At 64.1% G+C, this 18,816-nt stretch carries 17 protein-coding genes; 11 read left to right on the top strand and 6 right to left on the bottom strand.

The features are described 5' to 3' along the window. Positions 1-141 precede the first annotated feature (141 nt). Positions 142-1,041, top strand: a complete 900-nt coding sequence (locus tag ACZ0BA_RS10650; protein ID WP_463451251.1) for a phosphatidate cytidylyltransferase — start codon at positions 142-144, stop codon at positions 1,039-1,041. Further along, entirely contained in the window at positions 1,038-2,831 is a 1,794-nt protein-coding gene (locus ACZ0BA_RS10645; RefSeq protein ID WP_463451250.1) for a bifunctional alpha/beta hydrolase/class I SAM-dependent methyltransferase, read from the top strand. Before ACZ0BA_RS10650 ends, ACZ0BA_RS10645 begins: the two co-directional genes overlap by 4 nt. On the opposite strand, the gene ACZ0BA_RS10640 is transcribed toward ACZ0BA_RS10645, so the two are convergent. Both ACZ0BA_RS10640 and ACZ0BA_RS10635 read right to left on the bottom strand, forming a co-directional pair. Further along, a complete protein-coding gene (locus ACZ0BA_RS10640; protein WP_463451249.1) occupies positions 2,782-3,399 on the bottom strand; it encodes a CDP-alcohol phosphatidyltransferase family protein in 618 nt (205 codons plus the stop codon). The genes ACZ0BA_RS10645 and ACZ0BA_RS10640 overlap by 50 nt on opposite strands. Further along, positions 3,399-4,658, bottom strand: a complete 1,260-nt coding sequence (locus ACZ0BA_RS10635; RefSeq protein WP_463451248.1) for a phosphatase PAP2 family protein — start codon at positions 4,656-4,658, stop codon at positions 3,399-3,401. Before ACZ0BA_RS10635 ends, ACZ0BA_RS10640 begins: the two co-directional genes overlap by 1 nt. Before the next feature lie 89 nt (positions 4,659-4,747). On the opposite strand from ACZ0BA_RS10635, the gene ACZ0BA_RS10630 reads away from it, so the two are divergent. The 3 genes from ACZ0BA_RS10630 to ACZ0BA_RS10620 all read left to right on the top strand — a co-directional run bounded on the left by ACZ0BA_RS10630 (position 4,748) and on the right by ACZ0BA_RS10620 (position 8,755). Beyond that, the gene (locus ACZ0BA_RS10630) at positions 4,748-5,806 is read left to right on the top strand and encodes a patatin-like phospholipase domain-containing protein (protein WP_463451247.1); all 1,059 of its coding nucleotides are present in this window, start codon (positions 4,748-4,750) and stop codon (positions 5,804-5,806) included. Next, the gene (locus tag ACZ0BA_RS10625) at positions 5,803-6,546 is read left to right on the top strand and encodes an SDR family NAD(P)-dependent oxidoreductase (RefSeq protein WP_463451246.1); all 744 of its coding nucleotides are present in this window, start codon (positions 5,803-5,805) and stop codon (positions 6,544-6,546) included. Before ACZ0BA_RS10630 ends, ACZ0BA_RS10625 begins: the two co-directional genes overlap by 4 nt. Positions 6,547-6,613: 67 nt before the next feature. After that, positions 6,614-8,755 carry a gluconolaconase gene (locus ACZ0BA_RS10620; RefSeq protein WP_463451245.1) on the top strand — a complete coding sequence of 714 codons (2,142 nt, stop codon included), beginning with the start codon at positions 6,614-6,616 and terminating at the stop codon, positions 8,753-8,755. Between the two features lie 40 nt (positions 8,756-8,795). On the opposite strand, the gene ACZ0BA_RS10615 is transcribed toward ACZ0BA_RS10620, so the two are convergent. Both ACZ0BA_RS10615 and ACZ0BA_RS10610 read right to left on the bottom strand, forming a co-directional pair. After that, the gene (locus ACZ0BA_RS10615) at positions 8,796-8,954 is read right to left on the bottom strand and encodes a hypothetical protein (protein WP_463451244.1); all 159 of its coding nucleotides are present in this window, start codon (positions 8,952-8,954) and stop codon (positions 8,796-8,798) included. Positions 8,955-8,980: 26 nt separating this feature from the next. Continuing rightward, the gene (locus ACZ0BA_RS10610) at positions 8,981-9,406 is read right to left on the bottom strand and encodes a hypothetical protein (RefSeq protein WP_463451243.1); all 426 of its coding nucleotides are present in this window, start codon (positions 9,404-9,406) and stop codon (positions 8,981-8,983) included. Positions 9,407-9,804: 398 nt separating this feature from the next. Between ACZ0BA_RS10610 and ACZ0BA_RS10605 the strand changes: the two genes are divergently transcribed. Then, complete coding sequence (locus tag ACZ0BA_RS10605; RefSeq protein ID WP_463451242.1) at positions 9,805-11,628, top strand: glycoside hydrolase family 16 protein; 1,824 nt, start codon at positions 9,805-9,807, stop codon at positions 11,626-11,628. 19 nt (positions 11,629-11,647) lie between these two features. Here ACZ0BA_RS10605 and ACZ0BA_RS10600 read toward each other — a convergent pair whose 3' ends face one another. Next, positions 11,648-12,859 (bottom strand): MFS transporter, encoded by a 1,212-nt coding sequence (locus tag ACZ0BA_RS10600; protein ID WP_463451241.1) that lies wholly within the window; start codon positions 12,857-12,859, stop codon positions 11,648-11,650. 90 nt (positions 12,860-12,949) lie between these two features. Here ACZ0BA_RS10600 and ACZ0BA_RS10595 point away from each other — a divergent pair, with 90 nt between their 5' ends. The 5 genes from ACZ0BA_RS10595 to ACZ0BA_RS10575 all read left to right on the top strand — a co-directional run bounded on the left by ACZ0BA_RS10595 (position 12,950) and on the right by ACZ0BA_RS10575 (position 17,415). After that, on the top strand, positions 12,950-13,402 hold the full coding sequence (locus ACZ0BA_RS10595) for a winged helix-turn-helix transcriptional regulator (protein WP_463451240.1): 453 nt from the start codon (positions 12,950-12,952) through the stop codon (positions 13,400-13,402). A gap of 112 nt (positions 13,403-13,514) precedes the next feature. Continuing rightward, on the top strand, positions 13,515-14,705 hold the full coding sequence (locus tag ACZ0BA_RS10590; RefSeq protein WP_463451239.1) for an acyl-CoA dehydrogenase family protein: 1,191 nt from the start codon (positions 13,515-13,517) through the stop codon (positions 14,703-14,705). Between the two features lie 9 nt (positions 14,706-14,714). Then, complete coding sequence (locus ACZ0BA_RS10585) at positions 14,715-15,854, top strand: acyl-CoA dehydrogenase family protein (RefSeq protein WP_463451238.1); 1,140 nt, start codon at positions 14,715-14,717, stop codon at positions 15,852-15,854. Next, entirely contained in the window at positions 15,851-16,894 is a 1,044-nt protein-coding gene (locus ACZ0BA_RS10580) for an alpha/beta fold hydrolase (protein WP_463451237.1), read from the top strand. The genes ACZ0BA_RS10585 and ACZ0BA_RS10580 overlap by 4 nt, the downstream gene beginning before the upstream one ends. 59 nt (positions 16,895-16,953) lie before the next feature. Then, complete coding sequence (locus ACZ0BA_RS10575; RefSeq protein WP_463451236.1) at positions 16,954-17,415, top strand: cupin domain-containing protein; 462 nt, start codon at positions 16,954-16,956, stop codon at positions 17,413-17,415. A 323-nt stretch (positions 17,416-17,738) separates the two neighbouring features. On the opposite strand, the gene ACZ0BA_RS10570 is transcribed toward ACZ0BA_RS10575, so the two are convergent. Beyond that, positions 17,739-18,752: an OmpA family protein gene (locus ACZ0BA_RS10570; RefSeq protein ID WP_463451235.1), complete on the bottom strand. Its 1,014-nt coding sequence runs from the start codon at positions 18,750-18,752 to the stop codon at positions 17,739-17,741. Positions 18,753-18,816 lie beyond the last annotated feature (64 nt).

Raw genomic sequence — 18,816 nt, 5'->3', positions numbered from 1 at the left:
AGATAAATTGGATATATATCGGACCCTCAGGCATCATTCTTCTGTCTCCTCTATTCTCCCTCCAAGGAAATAGATTTAGCCCGCTCTCGTAGCGGGCTTTTTTTTGGGCATATAATTGCAAACTCATTAACTGAGGTTTTTATGCAATTTATTATGGCCTCGCTTGGCATGGAGATCCTGATCTCCCTGGGAATGTTATACCTGCTGCTGGGCATGGCCACGCTGAGCGTCGGCTGGACTTCACGCGCCAGACCGCAAAGCCGGCTTCGGCTCCAGGTTAATTCCTGGTGGCTGATCTTTCCCGTATTGACCGTTAGCCTGCTGTTGCATCCGGCCGGCACCGTGCTGCTTGTCCTGGTCATCGCCGTGCTGGGCCTGCGCGAGCTGACGCCGTTCGGCGGGCCGCGCTTCGCTTCGCTGGCCGTAGTCGCCCTGGCCGCCGTGATCATGGCCACCTATCTGATCCCGCGCGCTTTCGATGTGTTCATGCCGGCCTTGCTGGCGATCCAGTTGCTGCTGGTTTGGCGCCGCCGCGCGCCGGCAATGCTGGCCTGGCTGCTGTGGCTGACGCTGTGCTATAGCTGCAGCTTTCTGATCCGCTACGACAGCTTGCCGCTGGAGGCGCACCACCGTCTGGCGTGGCTGTTTTACCTGTATGCGCTGACCGCGCTGAACGACGTCGCCCAATTTATCAGCGGCACCGTCTTCGGCCGGCACCGTATCGCCCCCGGCATCAGTCCGAACAAGACGTGGCAAGGGCTGGCCGGTGGCGTGGCCGTCACTTCGCTGCTGTCGTTGCTGCTGGGACGTTACCTGCATCTGGCCGACGCGCCCCATCTGGCGGTGTTCGCCGTGCTGCTGTCGGTCGGCGGTTTTTGCGGCGACATGATGTTCTCCGCCGCCAAGCGCACCTACGGCGTCAAGGATTTTTCGCAACTGATACCCGGCCACGGCGGCATCCTCGACCGCGTGGACAGTCTCGTGGTCACTGCGCCCTTGCTGTATTTCCTTATCACCCACTTCTACGAAAGCACCCCATGAAAGCTGAACGCTCATTGGCATGGAACACAAGCGAGTCCGCCTTCGCCTGCGATGACGGCACCCGGTTGTTCTATCGGACATGGCATCCGGCGTCGCCGCGCCAGGATGGGCCGCAGCGTGCGCTGGTGTTTCTGCACCGCGGCCACGAGCACTCCGGCCGTATCCAGCCGCTGGTCGAGCAGTTTGGCTTCACGCAGGATTGGGCGTTCGCGTGGGATGCGCGCGGCCACGGCTATTCGCCCGGCGAGCGCGGCGACGCGCCGAGCTTCGAGACCCTGGTCAGTGATTTCGACGACTTCATCCGCCATATTGTCGCCACCCACGGCATCGCCATCGAGAATATCCTGGTGGTGGCCAACAGCGTTGGCGCTGTCATCGCGGCGACCTGGCTGCACGACTACGCGCCACGCGTGCGCGGCGTCATCATGGCGGCGGCTGCCTTCGAGATCAAACTGTATGTGCCGTTGGCCAAGCCGGCACTGCGCTTTGCGCGGCGTTTCAAACCAGAATTGTTCGTCACCAGCTATATCCGCCCCGGCATGCTGACGCATTCGGCGCAGGAGGCGGCGGCCTATGCCGCCGATCCGCTGATCGCCAAGGCGATCTCGGCGTGCGTGCTGCTTGGCCTGGCGGATACGGCGAAACGCATCGTCGAGGACGCTGCCGCCATCGACACGCCGATATTGATGCTCGCCGCCGGCAAGGACTTCGTGGTGAAGGAGGCGCCGCAGCAGCGTTTCTATGAGCGCTTGAGCTCGCCTTTGAAACGCTACGTGCGCCTGCCGGAAGCGTTCCACGCCTTGTTCTATGAGCAGGACACCGCGGTCGCCCTGGACCAGAGCCGCCGCTTCGTCGACGAATGTTTCGCGCGCGCGCCGGCCGCCGCCTCGCACTATCTGAGCGCCGACCGTGACAGCCACAGCGCACGCCGTTACGCCGCGCTCAAGGCCGGCCAAAGTTGCGGCGCGCTGACCAAGGCCTGGTTCGGCCTGCAGCGCGTCATGCTTGGAATGATGGGACCGGTCAGCAACGGCATGAAGATCGGCCTGCGGCACGGTTTCGATTCCGGCGCCTCGCTCGATTACGTGTACCGGAATCAGGAGGGTGGCCGGTTTGTCTTCGGCAAGATCATGGATCGCGGCTATCTCGACGCGGTCGGTTGGCGCGGCATACGCCAGCGCAAGCGCCAGTTGCAGCGGATGCTGGAGCAGCGCATCGCCGCCCACCAGGGCGATGGGCCGCTGCGCATCCTCGATGTCGCCGCCGGCTCGGGTCGTTATGTTCTTGAAAGCGTGAAGCGTTTTCAGGACAAAAACATCGAAGTGACCTTGCGCGACTTCACCCAGCACAATCTCGACCAGGCGCGCGCGCTGGCCGAGCAGTTGCAATTGAGCGCCAAGGTCGATTGCCAACTGCGCGACGCCTTCAGCGCGGACAGCTACCGCGCCGTGGAGGGACGCTACGATATCGTCGTGGTCTCCGGCTTGTACGAGCTGTTCAGCGACAACGCCCCGGTGGCCGCATCGCTGCAAGGCATCGTCAGCGTGCTGCGCGATGACGGCTACCTGATCTACACCGGCCAGCCTTGGCATCCACAACTGGACATGATCGCGCTGACGCTGACCAGCCATCGCGGCACGCCGTGGCAGATGCGGCCGCGTCCCCAGGCGGAAATGGATGGTTTGGTGGCCGCTGCCGGTTGCCGCAAGCTCGCCACCAGTATTGGCTTGGAAGGAATCTTTACGGTGTCGCTGGCGCGGAAGCCTGCAGCGCCCGTCGCAGCCGGTTGACGACGGTCCATACCGACAGCACCGCGACCAGCGCGGGCACCGCGTGGATGAGCGGTGCGGCGCTGTCGAGCCCGATCAATAGGCCGAGCAGGCCAAACCAGAAGGCGCGGTCGCTTTTTCCCATCGGCCCGTCGAAGCGGCGCGCGGCGCCGACGGCAAGCGCGATCACGCCGGCGAATTCTGCCAGCAAGCCGCCGATGACGGCCAATAACACCAGCACCGGCGCCACGCCGGCCGCGAGGACGAACGGCAGGTACAGCGCCACATCGGACACCTGGTCGCACAGTTCGTTGAGCAGCGTACCGAGGCGTGTTTTTTGCCCGGTGGCGTTGGCGAGCATGCCATCGATGGCGTTGAGCGCCATGCGCAGCAATAAAAAGACAGGCAATCCCAGCCATAACCCCGCGCGTTGCGGCTGCCAGGCCAGCGCCGCGCCGTAGCCGACCGACAGCAGCATCGTCGCCACGGTGATCTGGTTGGGCGAGACTCGGGCGCGCACCAATGTGCGCATCAGCGGTTGCAGCAGACGCTGGAACTGTGGCTTCAACTGGTAGATCGAAAAACTCATTACTGGCATTGCTCCTGATAAAGTCGGGCGATTTCGCGGCTGCGCCTGTAGCCCATGGCGCAGTGCAGATAAATGGGGCGGGCATCGCGCGCATACGCGGCAATGGCGTCGATGATGTGGCTGGCGGATTGCATCGTCGGCGTGTCCAGGTCCAGCAACGGGAAGTGGCGGTAGGCGTGTTGGCGCAGCGCCGGTGTTTCGCTCAGTTCGTTGGCAAGGTCGATGACGACGCAGTCCGCTGGCAGCTTCGCGGCCTCGTCGTTGGTCAGGCGGCGTCCGACCCACAAGACCCCGCCAAGGTGGACAAAAGGTGGACGGTGGCGCTCACGCAGCCGCACCAGTTGCCAGGTCAGCAGATAGCCCGCCAGATAGGGCGCGTACAAGCACCAGATCCACAGCGGATAGCGGCCATCTCGCTTGCGCAGGAAGTCGGCGGCGGGCAAGTGGTAGGCGCGCGCCACCAGCATCAGGCTGGCGCCCAAGTACACCCACCACCAGCCGCCAAGCGCGAGCCAGGCCAGCAGCGACACGGCTGCGAGCACGGCGTAGACGAAGCTGACGGGCTTGCGAACCGGGGCGTCGGCGGTAGGCGCCGGCATCAGCCGTATCGCCAGAATGCCAAGCAGCGCGCCGCCCAGCACGTCGAGCACATGGTGCTGATAGCTGAACACGGTGCTGATGGCCACCAGCAGCAGCCAGCCGGCCAATGCCGCACGTTGCCATGCGGCGCGCGCGACGGTACGCAGGGCGGGCCAGAAGATCACGCAGTACGCCACGTGCAGCGACGGTAGCTGGTTGTACGGCCGGTCCACCAGCGAAAGCTGCGCGAACAGCCAGGCGGGCAGGGCGGCATCGACGGCTGGCCTGGTCAGCTCGAAGCGCAACGGAAAGGCGGCAAAGATCAGGCAGGCGACGATGGTAGCGAAGGCTGCGCGGCGGCTCAACGCGGACAGCTCGCCGCGCCCGCGCACCAGCAGGAAGCTCAGTGCGAACAGCAGGCCCGATGTCATATAGGGCACCACCATCCACGGCAAGAATGGCAGGGCTCTTTCCCATGCCATGACCACGCTGTCAACCGCTGATTGTTCCTGTCTGAGCTGGCCGAGGTAGTTCGATGCAGGATAGCAGACGGCAAACAGCAGTGCGTTCAGTCCCAGCGGTATCCAGCGCGCGGCGGCTGCCATGTCGGCTTGATCGGCCGTATGGGCGCCGATCGGCAGGTCGCGCTCGCACGTACCGGTGGCTGGCTGGCGATACATTGCTGAAGCGTCCTTGTTATTAACTATGTAATTGATGCATTATGTCACGCATGACGCAAGCTGAGCGATATCCAAAATATGAACGTTGCATGGTGCTGGCCGGTGGCGGTTTCCGCTTCGGCTATTACCTGGGCATGCACGCGGCGGCGATCGATGCGGGCCGGGAGCCTGATTTGCTGCTGGCCACGTGCGGCGGCGCCGTCGCGGGCGCCATCATTGCCGGTCTCCCCGATACCGAGTCGCGCAAGGCGTGGCTGCGATCGCGGCCAATGTATGAATTCCTCGGCGACATGCGCTCGAGCGCGCGCGCCACGCCCGCCAGGGCCTTGTTCGATGTGGCGCGGCGGCGTCTGGGCGGCGGTCGCGCAGTGCGTCTGCCGGATCTGTTCAACGACTATCTGTTCGAACTTCCGACGGCGTTGCCGCTACCGCGGCCCGGCGGCGCGGACGGGCCGGCTTTGGCCATCATCGGCGGCAAACTGTTGTTCGGGCCGCACGAAGCAGGGCGGCTGCGTGGCGGGCGCGCGATTTACAGTGTCACGCTGTTTTGCGATGGCCGCACCGCCGCGCTGGCCGATGGCTTGCCGTCTGCGATAGGCGCGGACGGCTGGACCGACGCCGTGACGTCGGATTTACTGGTCGATACCGCCATGTCGGTGGCCGACGCGGCGCGCATCTCCATCGCCGATATGGTGTACTTTCGTTGCCAGGCGGCGCGCGGCGCCGACTACACCGGCGGCGTGATCGATCTGTTCCCGGTCGAGCTGGCGCGCGGGCTGGCGCGGCACGTCACCATGGAAATGAAGGAGGCCTACGACGAACTGCTGGCGACGCCGGCGCTGCGATCGGTCTTCGGTTTCGACGGCAACCGCCGGCTGCGCCACGTGCATGCGCAGCCGGTCGATGTGTGGGTCGATACGTCCGACGTCCGCCGCGTCTTGCGGGGTTGCGGCGTACGCAAGCAGGTGGACTGGCTGCACAACCGTGTCAGGCTGGTCGCGCCGTCCAGCTACGAGCGGTATGTGGCTGATGTCGACGCGTTGTGGCAATACGGCTACGAGCGTGCGCGGGAAGCGTACACCTTGGCGGCGCAAGGCCGTCGTCCACCGATGCGCAACAGCAGCAGGCTCAACGAGGCTGCGCGATGACTGTCCAACACGTGATGATTATTGGCGGCACCAGCGGCATCGGCCTCGGATTGGCGCGCCACTATGCGGCGCTGGGCGCGCGCGTGGCCGTCTGCGGCCGCCACCCGGAGAAGGTCGCCGGTCTGCCGCTGATGCGCGATGGCCGCGTCACCGCGCATGCCTGCGATATCGCCGACCGCGACCAGGTGGCAACGGTGGTGAACGAATTTGCGGCGGGCGGCCTGGATCTGCTGATCGTCACCGCCGGGCAGTACACCGACGCGGCGGCGATTGCACGCGACCCCGGGGCCGGTCTGCCGGTGTTGCGTGTCAATGTCGGCGGATTGGAGCACGCCTTCAGCGCGGGTGCCGGGGCGATGATGGCGCGGGGGGCGGGCCATCTGGTCGCCGTCGCCTCGATCGCGGGATTACAGCGGGATTATCCCGGCGGCTCCGTCTACAGTGCCAGCAAGCGGGCCGCGATCGCCATCTGCGACGCTTATCGCAAGGCGCTGGCGCCGTGCTCCATCGCGGTGACGGTCATCGTTCCCGGCTATGTCGACACCGCGCGCCTGCGCGAGTTGAACGGCGGTGACGCCAGCGGCAAACCATTCCTGATGTCCGAAGACGAGGCCGTACAACGCATCGCGGCCGCCATCGCGCGCCGCGCCGAACGGTATGTCTTCCCGTGGCAGATGCAGGCGCTGGTTCGATTGTTCAACCTGCTGCCCCTGACATTGAAGCGCTTGCGCAAAAAGTGAACAGGCAACCAGAGCGTGCATCAAGCAAACATATGGACTTTATCGTATCAACTATAGGCCAGGCAACGTGTCTACAACCAAATTGAAAATTATTCTGGCGGCGCTGACGCTCGGCGCCGTGGCTATCGGCGGCGGCATCGCCTTCAAGCTGGCGCAACCGTCGATCGACAAGCGCATAGCGGCAGTGGCTGCCGCGCAAGGCACGCAGCGCCAGTGGAGCACACGCGTCACCACCATTGCCGGCGATGGCTCGCCCGGCATGAGCAATGGCGGCGGACGCAGCACGCGCTTTGCCGACCCGTTCGGCGTGGTGGTGGACAAGGCCGGCAATCTGTACGTGGCCGATGGCGGCGACAACAACAGCATCCGCAAGATCGGTCCGGACGGCGTCAGCACCACCTTTGCCGGGGCGGTCGAGGGATACGCCGATGGACTCGGCATTGCGGCCTCCTTCAACACGCCTTCCGGCCTGGCGATCGACGGCGCCGGCAACCTGTATGTGGCTGATACCGGCAACAACGCGATCCGCAAGATCACGCCGGACGGCAAGGTATCCACCCTGGCCGGCGACGGGATGGCGGGCAGCAGGGATGGCGCTGGCGCTGCGGCGCGCTTCAACGGTCCGATCGGCGTCGCGGTCGACAATAAGGGCGTGGTGTATGTGACCGACACTTATAACGACCGCATCCGCCGCATCGCTCCCAACGGCGACGTCACCACCATCGCCGGCGGCGGCCGCGCAGGCCAGGCCGACGGTCCGGCGGCGCAGGCCTTGTTCGACCTGCCGACCGGTGTGGCGGTGGCGGCCAACGGCGATCTGTACATCGCCGATACCGGCAACCACGCGATCCGCAAGCTGGGCAAGGACGGCGTGGTTGTCACTTTCGTCCAGGCTCAGGAGGGCGAGCGGGCGTCGCTATTGTTTTCGCCGGTGGCGCTGGCGTTGACCGCGGATGGTTATCTCTATTTGGGCAGTAATTTGCACGGCCGTGTGGCGCAGATCACGCCGTCCGGCGAGGTGCTGCACCTGGTCGATGTCGATCAGGTGGCCGAGCCGGGCTACGGTCCCGATGGCAGCGTGCGCCTGTACGCGCCGCGCGGCATCGCGGTGGCCGGGGACGGTTCGCTGTTCGTGACCGATGGCGCCACGTATCGTTTGCACCATGTCGTTTTGGCCGTGGCGGGCCAGCCGGCGCCACCTAACGAGCCGCCGCCGGCCCCACCGCCGCACGGCGCGACGATGCTGTGGCCGGTCAAGCCCCAGGACAAGGCGCACGAGGTGGTCGGACTGATGGGCGAGGTGCGCGGCGATTTCCACGGCGAGAGCCGCCACCATTTCCATTCGGGGCTGGATGTACAGGCGGCCATCGGCACGCCGGTGCTGGCGGTCACGGCGGGCAAGGTCACCGATCCGCGCGCGACATGGGGGTATGGCGAGCTGTCGGAAGGCATCGCGTTCAACGGCCTGCAATACATCCACATGCGCGTCGGCCGCGACGGGCGCGACAAGGTGATCGATCCGCGCTTTCAGGTGTTGAAGAACGAGAAGGGCGCGCCGGACGCGGTGCGGGTCAAGCGCGGCACGCGGTTCGTCGTTGGCGAGCGGCTCGGCACCGTCAACCGGATGGCGCATGTGCATCTCGATTACATTCCCAATGGCGATGCGCTCAATCCGCTGAGCTTGCCGTTTATCGGTCTGGAGGACACCATCGCGCCGAAAATCCAGAACGTTACGTTAAGCGACGCGGTTGGCAAGCAGCTCAAGGAAATGGCTGCCGGGCGGTTGCTGGTGCGGCGCAGCCTGGGCGAGGTGCAGATTGTCGTGGACGCTTTCGACCAGATGAACGGCGGGCAGGCGCGGCGGCGGTTGGGCTTGTTCAAGCTGGGGTATCAGTTGCTGAAAGCGGAAGGGGCGGTGATTCCGGGTATGGAGCAGCCGGTGATTACGCAGTTGTACGACAGGATTCCGCGTAACCGGGAGGCGGTCAAGCTGGCGTATATGGCGGGCAGCGGTATCACGGTGCACGGCAATGCAGAGACGCGGTTTGCGTACGCCATCAACAACTCGCTCATGCACGGCAAGCTGACGCCGGGCGCGTGGAAGGTCGGCGCGCTCGCTCCGGGCAATTACACCTTGCGCATCACCGCGGAGGATTATGCCGGCAATGCCGCGGTAAAAGGGCGCGATCTGGCGATCACGATTGAGTGACGACCATACATGGCGGATTACGCGCTTCGGCCAATCCGCCCTACATATTTCCGTTGCGGCGCAAGCGTCGTCGAAGGCGGTAGTTGTCCGCCGCTAGCGCGATCAGCGCGATCACCGTTAGCGCGCCCAGCGCTTGCTCGCCCAGATAGTGCCAGAACGCCCAGGCAAGCCCTGCGCACAACAGCGCGGTCAATATCATTAATAGATCGTCTCTCATGTCGTCGCTCACCGCTGCATCGCCGCGTGCTTGTACGTCTTCTTGCCGGCGACCGTCGGACGATAGATCCCCGGTGCGCGATAAAGTTCCGCCGCCAGCCACGGACGGTGCAGATGATGCGTGCGCGCATACAGCAAAACGTCGGCGACGCCGGCGCCGCCCGACATCGATCTTCCCGTCGCCACGGCCAGGCTGCCGATGCACGCGCCGGCGTAAAACGCGGCCGACAACGTGCCGAACATCCCCAGTTTTTCCAGCCGCGTACCGGCGCCGATCAGATCGGCGATGGTGGTCGTCTTGCCGAATTTGTCGATGCTCGCCAGCAGGACCGAGACCGTGGTCAGGCTGCTCTGCAGTGTGCCGAACAAACTGTCCGGCGCGGGCAGACCGAGGGCCTCCATGTTCTCTTTGAAATAACGGTAAAAGTCGGACATCACATTCTCCTTGTGGCTGCGCGCTTGTCAAATTGATTTCAGCGGCCAGCATAAGGGCGTGCGGCCCGGACGCGTTTGACGCGCGTCATCGGCCGCACGTTTGCGCTTTGGCGTTGACAAAAAAAGTTTATCGGAATATATTTTCCTCAAGGATTGGAATCGTTTCCAAAGTTATCCAGAAATAGTGTCCGGACAGTGATCCGGACCGGCAAGGGGACCGTAGTGACTAGCAAAACGCCTCGTAGCGCAGGCGCCCGTGCGTCCGTTTTTTTTGAAGACGGCGCCGCGTCCTTTTCCTCTCGCCACAACGCATGCGCCGGCGCCGATCGTGCCGGCATGGAGCGGACCGGACCATTGTCCGGTTCGAATTTGAGGAAGTATCGATACGAGGAGTCATTGTGAATAAACAGAAATTCGTTCTGTCCGCCGTCGCCGCCAGCATCGTGCTAGCTTACGGCGCGCCGGTGTCGGCCAGCGTCACCAGTCCCGTCATCGGCACGTTGCTGTGGTCCGAGGAATTCAATGGCGCGGCGCTGAACACGGCCTTGTGGAACACGTACGACGGCAATGGCTGCCAGATCGGCCTGTGCGGCTACGGCAACCAAGAGCTGGAATACTACAGCCCGAATAATCTCTCCATCGTCAACGTGCCGTTCGAGTCGGCCACGCGGGCGCTGGCGATCAAGGCGCAGAACCAGACCATCGGCAGCAACGTCTTCACCTCCGGCAAGATCGACTCGGCCAACAAGGTGCAGGTGCAATACGGCATGATCGAAACGCGCATCGCCACGCCGCCTCTGGGCATCGGCTTGTGGCCGGCCGCGTGGATGCTGGGCACCAGCCCGCAAGCGTGGCCGCGCAAGGGCGAGATCGACATCATGGAAATGGGCCACAAGGCCAGCAGCCGGGCCGCCGCCTCGCCGACGCCGGGCATCGACAATTTCACCGCCTCCAACGTGATCACCTGGCAGCAGGCCGCCTGCGTGACGGGCAACGAAAGCTGCGCCGCGTCCACCGCGTGGCAGACCAAGAGCTGGTACACGCCGGGCCAGTCGCTGGCCAACCGTTTCGTCATCTACCGCTTCTACTGGACCGAGTCGCAGATGCGCTTCACCGTGGTCGACAACGGCGTCGAGCACGATATGTACAACGGGCCGTTGCCGGTCAATTCGACCGCGCTGCAAGCACCGTTCTACCTGCTGTTCAACCTGGCCGTCGGCGGCAATTTTACCGATGCGGCCACGCCGGCGCAGGTGACCGCGCCGCTGCCGGGCACCATGTATGTCGACTATGTGCGCGTCTACCAGCTCGACGGCAAGGGCTCGGTCAAGCTCGGCAACCAGACCGTGCCGGAAGTGGGCAAGTTCGGTGTGTTCACCGACAACACCGTGGTCAACAACAAGCTGGTGGCCGGCACCACCTCCGACATCTTCGTGTGGAACAACGCCTCTGTCTCCGCCGGCAACTTGCCGCCGTATGAGGGGAGCAACTCGATGTCGTGGAGCTACAACACGCCCGGCCAGTGGTTCGGCGGCAGCGTGCAATCGCGTGCCGTGCGCGACTTGAGCAACTTCCGCAACGGCACCGTCAAGCTGAAGATCAAGATTCCGGCCAATGTCGCCTTCACGATCGGCATCGGCGATACTTACACCAACCAGCACTCGGTTAAGTTCCCGGCCAACGCCACCACGTACGGCCTGGTGCGCAATGGCGATTGGGGCACCGCCACCATCCCGGTGGCCGACCTGGCCGGCCCGCTGGTCGCGCTGCAATCGGTGGCGGACGTGTTCCAGATCGCCAGCGACAGCACGGCCTTGCCGACGGCCGCGTTCCAGATGGCGATCGACGACATCATTTGGGACACCGGCGTGCCGACGCCGACGCCGACGCCAACGCCGACGCCGACGCCAACTCCGACACCGACACCGACGCCAACCCCAACCCCAACGCCAACGCCAACGCCAACGCCAACGCCGGCCGTCAGCCAGACCAGCGCGACGATGTTGAAGTTCGCGTGGAATTCGTCCGCCTGGGCGGATGTGCATTACACGGTCAACGGTGGTGGCCAGATGAACGTGCGGATGACACAGAGCGGTGGTGTCAACAGCTATACTGCTAGTGGTCTGAAAATCGGCGACGTGGTCCGCTACAGCTTCACGTATTGGGATACGGCCAACAACTACGCGGTCGACACGGCGCCGCAGACGTACACGATGAAGTAAGCACGTCGTCTTGCGGCCGTCACGCTGGTGGCGGTCGTTTCTCCAGCGTGGCGGCCCAGAACAACAGCGCCGCCGCGCTGACGGCGCCGCCCAGCAAGCACACGCCGGTCCAGCCGGTGGCGGCATACATCGACGTCGCCGCGATCGCGCCGCTTCCGCTACCCACGGCATAGAACAGCATGTAGCAGCCCACCAGCCGGCTGTGCGACGCCGAACTCGCGCGGAAAATCAGACTCTGATTGGTCACCTGCAGCGCCTGCACGCCAAGATCGAGCGCCAGAATGCCGACGATCAGCGCCGCCAGCGCCAGCGGGCCGCTACTGGCGCCGAACAGGCCAAGCGGCAGCCACGCCAGCAATATCAACAGCAGCGCGCCGCCGCTGGTCCTTTGCGCCCAGCCGCGATCGGCCCATTGTCCGGCGCGCGATGCGGCCAGCGTGCCTGCCACACCCACCAACCCGAAAGCGCCGATGGCTGTATGCGAGTAGTTGTAAGGCGGCGCGCCGAGCGGCAGCACCAGCGCGCTCCACAGCATGCCGAACGCGGCGAACATCAGCATGGCGATCGTGCCGCGCACCTGCAGCACGCGGTCGCGCCGCAGCAGGGTGAGCATCGAGCCGATCAGCTGCGGATAGGACAGCGTTCGCGTGGCTGTCGGCAGCACAGGCAGCGTGCGCCACAGCAGCAGCGCCATCGCGATCATGGCCAGCGCCGAGCTGGCGTAGACGGCGCGCCAGCCGGCGATGTCGGCGATCAGTCCGGCCAGGGCGCGCGCCAGCAGCAGGCCGGCCACCACACCGCCTTGCGCGGCGCCGACCACGCGCCCGCGCTCCGACTCGGCCGAGGCGCTGGCGGCGTAGGCGATCAGCCCTTGCGTCATGGCCGTGCCCAGCATGCCGACGGCCAGCATGCCGAGCATCAGCGCCACTGCGCTCGGCGCCAGGCTGACGCCGGCGAGGGCGACCGTCAACGCCGCCAATTGCGCCAGCATCAGGCGCCGGCGCGGCAGCAGGTCGCCCAGCGGCACCAGCAATAACAGCGCGAGCACGCTGCCGACTTGCGTGACGGTGATGACGCCGCCGATAGCGGCACGGCCAATGGCAAAATCGACAGCCAGCGCGTCCAGCAGCGGCTGTGCGTAGTAGACGTTGGCCACGCTGAGTCCGCTGGCGCAGGCGAACAAGGCGACCAGGGGGCGGGACATGGAGGAATGTACCGAATGAGAATGCATAATTGCCTCTAAACTGGTTGCAAATCAAAACTAGTTGAAGTCTAGTCATTCTGGTTTTAAAATGCAACCAAAGAATTCGAGGACACGCCCATGGCAAAACGTAAGTCGATGCACGATGACGCCTGTCCGGTGGCCCGCTCGCTCGACTTGGTCGGCGACCGCTGGTCGATGCTGATCGTGCGCGACGCCTTCGACGGCATCTGCCGCTTCAGCGATTTCCAGCGCAACCTGGGCGTGGCAAAGAACATCCTGTCGGACCGGCTAAGTGCGCTGGTCGAGGAGGGCGTGTTGACGGTCCAGCCGGCGTCCGATGGCACCTCCTACCAGCAATACGTGCTCACGCCCAAGGGTGAAAGCCTGTTTCCGGTGGTGGTGGCGCTGCGCCAGTGGGGCGAGCAGCATCTGTTCGCCAGCGGCGAGCCGCATTCGATGCTGGTCGACAAGGCCAGCGGCAAAGCGGTCGCGCCCATGTTGCCGCACGATCTGGCCGGGCACGCGTTAAAACCCGCCGATACGCTGGTGAAGAAAATCACGGTAAAGTGAATAAAGCCGCCGAATTTGTCGCCCTATGTAAATGCGCACCTGCGGCGTGGCGTCTTGCGGTAGAATTATTTGAACGGTCGTGCTTTTCAGCGGCGAACCACATGGAGACAGCATGGATCTGAATTACACGGCGGAGGACCTGGCGTTCCGCGACACGGTGCGGGCATTCCTCGACGCCAACCTCCCGGCCGACTTGCAAAAGAAGGTGCGCAACCACCTCCGCCTGGGTCGCCGCGATTACGTTCGCTGGCACCAGATCGTCGCCAACCAGGGCTGGGCCGCGCCATCGTGGCCGGTGGAGTACGGCGGTCCGGGCTGGACGCAGACGCAGCGCCACATCTGGGAAGAAGAGTGCGGCCGCGCAGGTACGCCGCCGATCCTGCCGTTCGGCGTCAACATGGTGGCGCCGGTGATCATGGCCTTCGGTAACGACGCGCAAAAAGCCTACTACCTGCCGCGCATCCTCAATTGCGAGGACTGGTGGTGCCAGGGTTATTCCGAGCCCGGTTCCGGCTCCGACCTGGCGTCGCTGAAGACCACCGCCGAGCGAGTGGGCGACCATTACATCGTCAATGGCCAGAAGACCTGGACCACCCTGGCGCAGCACGCCGACATGATCTTCTGCCTGGTGCGCACCGACAGCACGGTGCGCAAACAGGAAGGCATCTCGTTCCTGCTGATCGACATGGACTCGCCGGGCATCACCGTGCGTCCGATCATCATGCTCGACGAGGACCACGAGGTGAACGAAGTCTTCTTCGACAACGTCAAGGTGCCGGTGCAGAACCTGATCGGCCAGGAGAACAAGGGCTGGACCTACGCCAAGTATTTGCTGGGACACGAGCGCACCGGCATCGCTGCGGTGGGCCGTTCCAAGCGCGAGCTGCTGTTCCTGAAGAAAATCGCGTCCGAGCATTTCAAGCACGGCAAGCCGCTGCTGCAAGACCCGGTGTTCGCCGCCAAAGTGGCCAATCTGGAGATCGAGCTGATGGCGCTGGAGACGACGGTGCTGCGCGTGATCACGCGCGAGTCGCACACGCCGGGGCCGGAGGCTTCGCTGCTGAAGGTGCGCGGCACCGAGATCCAGCAGATGCTGACCGAGTTGATGGTCGAGGCGCTGGGGCCGGACGCCTTTGCCTTCGACACCGATTATCTGGAGGGCCGGTCCGACCATGCCGTCACCGGCGACGACGCCGCCGCGCCGCTGGCCGCCTACTACTTCAACTTCCGCAAGACGTCGATCTACGGCGGCAGCAACGAGATACAGAAGAACATCATCACCCAGATGATCCTGGGACTGTGAGGGAACGGCATGGATTTCAATTTTAAAGAAGAGCAGTTGCAGTTTGCCGATGCCCTGCGTCGCTGGATCGATAAGGATTACGGTTTCGACGTGCGCAAGCGTATCGTGCATTCGGCGACCGGCGTCTCGGACGTTGCCTGGAATACGCTGACCGAATTGGGCATGCTGGCCTTGCCCGTGCCGGAGGCGCAGGGCGGCTTCGATGGCAACGCCGTCGACATGCTGGTGGTGATGCAGGAGCTGGGTCGCGGCCTGGTGGTCGAGCCGTACTTCGCCACCGTGTGGGGCGCGCGCTTCCTGGCGCTGGCCGGCAACCAGCATCGGCTGCTGGAGGATGTCGCCAAGGGCGAACTGAAACTGGCCTGCGCGCTGGGCGAAAAACAATCGCGCCACGACCTGGCCGACATCAAGACCATCGCCGGCATCAATGGCGAAGGTTACCGCATCGACGGCACCAAGACGGTGGTGATCCATGGCGGCCAGGCCGACGCGTTGATTGTTTCGGCCCGCAGCGCCGGCGCCCAGCGCGACGCCAACGGTATCAGCCTGTTCGTGGTGCGCACCGACACGCCCGGCGTGACGGTGCGCGACTATCGCACCATCGACGGCCTGCGCGCGGCCACCGTCCAGTTCAGCCATGTGGCAGTGCCGGCGACGGCGCTGTTGAGCAAATTGGGCGGCGGTTGCGAGATGCTCGACGAGGCGGCCGACTACGGCACCACCTTGCTGTGCGCCGAGGCGCTTGGCGTGATGGACGCGCTGTTCGCCGCCACCTTGGAGTATATGAAGACGCGCAAGCAGTTCGGCACGCCGATCGGCAGCTTCCAGGCGGTGCAGCACCGCATGGCCGACATGTACATCCATCTGGAGCAGGCGCGCTCGATGGCGATGCTGGCTGCGGCGCGCATGTCCTGCGGCGATATCGAGGAGCGGCGCCGCGTGGTGTCGGCGGCCAAGGTGCGCATCGGCCACGCGGCCAAATTCATCGGCCAGCAATCGGTGCAGCTGCACGGCGGCATGGGCGTCACCGACGAACTGCCGGCGGCCCATCACTTCAAGCGTTTGACGACGATCGAGGCTACCCTGGGCGATGTCGATCACCACCTGGAACGGTTTATCGCGCAGCGCGGTTTCGGGCAGCACTCATGATGCGCGCCCTTCGCCTGGTTGTTCCCATGTTCGCCGCCGCTGGCGCCGCGCTGCTGATGCATGGCGCCGTCCACGCCGCCGAGGACTGCATCGAGCCGACGCCGGATCCCACCAACACCTACGACGCGCAGCACACGTACGAGAAACTGGCGCCCAAGTATCCGGCGATCCGCATCTCCAGCGCGTCGGTGCCGGCCGACGTGCGGGTGGTGGCCGACAAGACGTATGTTCAATATGGCACGCATTGCCTGAAGCTGGACATGTATCTGCCGGCGGAGGCCAAGCAGGATTTGCCGGTGGTGGTGTTTGTGCATGGCGGCGGATGGCGTTCCGGTTTCCGTTCGGAGTTCGTGCCGATGGCGCTGCGGATGGCGCGCAACGGCTATGCATCGGTCACCATCAGTTATCGGCTGGCGGGAGAGGCGATGTACCCGGCGGCGGTGCACGACGTGCGCGCGGCGGTACGCTGGGTGCGCGAACATGCGGGCGAGTACGGACTCGATCCTCGGCGCATTGCGTTGGCGGGCGGTTCGGCCGGTGGGCAGATCGCCAGCCTGGCCGGGGTGACCGGACATATGAACCAGTTCGACCCTGGCGCGGCCACAAGCGATGTCTCCAGCGCAGTGCAGGCGATCGTCAACATCGATGGCTTGTCCGATTTTACGTCGGAGGCGGCGCGGGTGAATGAGGACGATCCCAAAAAGCCGGTATCGGCGGCAGGGTACTGGTTCGGCGGACGGTATGCCGAAAGGGCGGCGTTATGGCGTGAGGCTTCGCCAATCCAGTATGTCAATTCGAGTATGTCGCCGGTGCTTTTCATCGGCAGCGCGCAGCCGCGCTTCGCCGTCGGTCGGGACGAAATGGTCGAGAAGATGACGCAACTGCGCGTGCCAAGCAAGGTGGTGCTGCTGCCGGATACGCCGCATTCGTTCTGGTTGTTCGACCCGTGGCTGCAGCCGACCGTGGATGTGACGGTGGCGTTTTTGAATGAGCAGATGCCTTCGCGGACAGCCAAGCGGTTCTCGCGAAAATCGGAGTAGGGCGGCGGGCGGGGCGGGCCTCCGCAGGAATCCACATACATTGAGAACGGAGCTTATCGATGCCTATTTTCAGGCCCGACCAATTAATCAGTGAGATCAATCCGGTGGAGGGTTCCAACGAACCGAATCAGACGCTCTGGATCAGTGAGGCCGGAGCGCTGACGCAGTTTGGCGCGTTCATCGAGGTCCTGCAGCCCGGCTGCAGATCCTCGATCAAGCATTGGCACAGCGCGGAGGACGAGATGGTCTATGTCCTTGCAGGCGAAATCACTGTCGTCGAGGGCGGTGCAGAGACACGGATGCCAGCCGGATGCGTCGCCACGTTCCGCGCTGGAGTCGAGGTGGGGCACTATCTGGAGAATCGGAGTTCTTCGGAGACGCGGTGCCTGGTCGTTGGAACGCGGGCGCCTGTCGATCGCATTACCTATCCGGAGCATGACCGCGTGTGTGTGCGAGATCGGTCGCTGCCGGATGACATATGGATTGACTTTGCCGGTCGGCCTGCGGCCAGCCCCTACTAGTCCCTCGACAAGGCAGCGGTTCGTGCCTGGCCCAGCGACGCCAGCATTTGTCCACCCTATCGGTGAGGAATGAAAATCGACCACATCTATCGTCCCAACGATCCCTTTCAATCTTCCATTGACCGAATCGAAGCAGCCGGCAGTTTGTCCACCACGCACAAGCCGTGGGTCAAGACAGCGTGGTTGTACGTCTTCGTCATTTGTCCACTGATTTTCATTCGCCTATGCTGGGGTGGCATACCCGGCGGGTGGCTGGCTGCGGCTGAATTTGCTCACCGCGCCGAACTGGCTCGGGTGCCTCACGCCGATTACCTGCCGCTGGCTTATTGCTTCACCAGCTCGACCCGGCGGTTCTTCTCGCGGCCGGCGTCGGCATCGTTCGAGGCCACCGGCGAGTACGACGCCACCCCTTTGGCGCTGAGCCGCTTGGCGTCGATTTTGTAGTCCGCAGCCAGCGCTTTGACCACCGATTCCGCCCGCTTTTGCGATAGTTCGATGTTATGCGCTAGCCCGCCCTGGTTGTCGGTGTGGCCGACAACGTACACCTTCAACTTTGGATCCTGCTGCAGCAGCTTCGCCATCTCGCCCAGCGCCGCCTTTGAATCCGGCTTGACTTCGGCCTTGTCGGTGTCGAAATAGACGCCATACACGGCGACTTTGCCTTCAGCTGCAATGCCTTTTGCCATGTCGGCCGCGTTCAGGCTGGCGGAGACCTTGCCGCCCTCCATGGCTTTGGCCTCCACCACCTCGAGATACACGCCGCCGATCTTGTCCTGCACCGGCGAGACCACGTACACGCCCACATGCACCAGCGCGCCGTCGGGGCGCGTACCCTTAGCCACCAGGTAGCGGTTATCGTTGCGGCCGTAATTGAATGGCGCCCAGCTCGCTTCCGGGCCCTTGATGAAGTGGTCGCCCACGCGTTTGTCGAGGAAGAACTCGCCGAAGTTGCCGCCACACGTTTCCTTCGCGCAGCTGAACAGCACTTTCAGGCCGGCCTTGTCCAGCGCGGCCTGGTAGTTGCGCATGACTTCCAGCGAGGACCGTTCTTTGGGATAGTTGTAAGCGATGCGGGTGTATTTGCCTTCAAGCTGCAGCGCGTTCTCGAACGCCGCCTTGCCGTCCTTGTTGGCGACGCGCTTGCCTGCGGGCAGCATCACTTCGTCGAATTCCTTGATGTCGTAGCCGACCAGCCTGGAGCCGTCAAAACGGGACAGTAGCGGGTGGTCCTTGGCGCCCTTGACCGTGTCCTGCGCCGGCATTTGCGCCTGCGCGACCGGTGAGAGGGCGGCAATGCCGGCAACCATGGCGAAGGCGAGAAGTCGAGGCGTGCGCACGTGTATCCCTTGTCAAGAATGAATGATTAGTCCGATTCTAGGGGGAAATTGCAGTAAGATCAAT

This window comes from Duganella sp. AC917 (genome assembly GCF_979258245.1).
This window is presented reverse-complemented; position numbering and strand designations above follow the sequence as displayed.

What these genes read in the sequence shown, in the direction of transcription:
- ACZ0BA_RS10650 (WP_463451251.1), top strand. Translation starts at nt 142, where the DNA reads ATGCAATTTATTATGGCCTCGCTTGGCATGGAGATCCTGATCTCCCTG.
- ACZ0BA_RS10645 (WP_463451250.1), top strand. Translation starts at nt 1,038, where the DNA reads ATGAAAGCTGAACGCTCATTGGCATGGAACACAAGCGAGTCCGCCTTC.
- ACZ0BA_RS10640 (WP_463451249.1), bottom strand. Translation starts at nt 3,399, where the DNA reads ATGAGTTTTTCGATCTACCAGTTGAAGCCACAGTTCCAGCGTCTGCTG.
- ACZ0BA_RS10635 (WP_463451248.1), bottom strand. Translation starts at nt 4,658, where the DNA reads ATGTATCGCCAGCCAGCCACCGGTACGTGCGAGCGCGACCTGCCGATC.
- ACZ0BA_RS10630 (WP_463451247.1), top strand. Translation starts at nt 4,748, where the DNA reads ATGGTGCTGGCCGGTGGCGGTTTCCGCTTCGGCTATTACCTGGGCATG.
- ACZ0BA_RS10625 (WP_463451246.1), top strand. Translation starts at nt 5,803, where the DNA reads ATGACTGTCCAACACGTGATGATTATTGGCGGCACCAGCGGCATCGGC.
- ACZ0BA_RS10615 (WP_463451244.1), bottom strand. Translation starts at nt 8,954, where the DNA reads ATGATATTGACCGCGCTGTTGTGCGCAGGGCTTGCCTGGGCGTTCTGG.
- ACZ0BA_RS10610 (WP_463451243.1), bottom strand. Translation starts at nt 9,406, where the DNA reads ATGTCCGACTTTTACCGTTATTTCAAAGAGAACATGGAGGCCCTCGGT.
- ACZ0BA_RS10600 (WP_463451241.1), bottom strand. Translation starts at nt 12,859, where the DNA reads ATGCATTCTCATTCGGTACATTCCTCCATGTCCCGCCCCCTGGTCGCC.
- ACZ0BA_RS10595 (WP_463451240.1), top strand. Translation starts at nt 12,950, where the DNA reads ATGGCAAAACGTAAGTCGATGCACGATGACGCCTGTCCGGTGGCCCGC.
- ACZ0BA_RS10590 (WP_463451239.1), top strand. Translation starts at nt 13,515, where the DNA reads ATGGATCTGAATTACACGGCGGAGGACCTGGCGTTCCGCGACACGGTG.
- ACZ0BA_RS10585 (WP_463451238.1), top strand. Translation starts at nt 14,715, where the DNA reads ATGGATTTCAATTTTAAAGAAGAGCAGTTGCAGTTTGCCGATGCCCTG.
- ACZ0BA_RS10580 (WP_463451237.1), top strand. Translation starts at nt 15,851, where the DNA reads ATGATGCGCGCCCTTCGCCTGGTTGTTCCCATGTTCGCCGCCGCTGGC.
- ACZ0BA_RS10575 (WP_463451236.1), top strand. Translation starts at nt 16,954, where the DNA reads ATGCCTATTTTCAGGCCCGACCAATTAATCAGTGAGATCAATCCGGTG.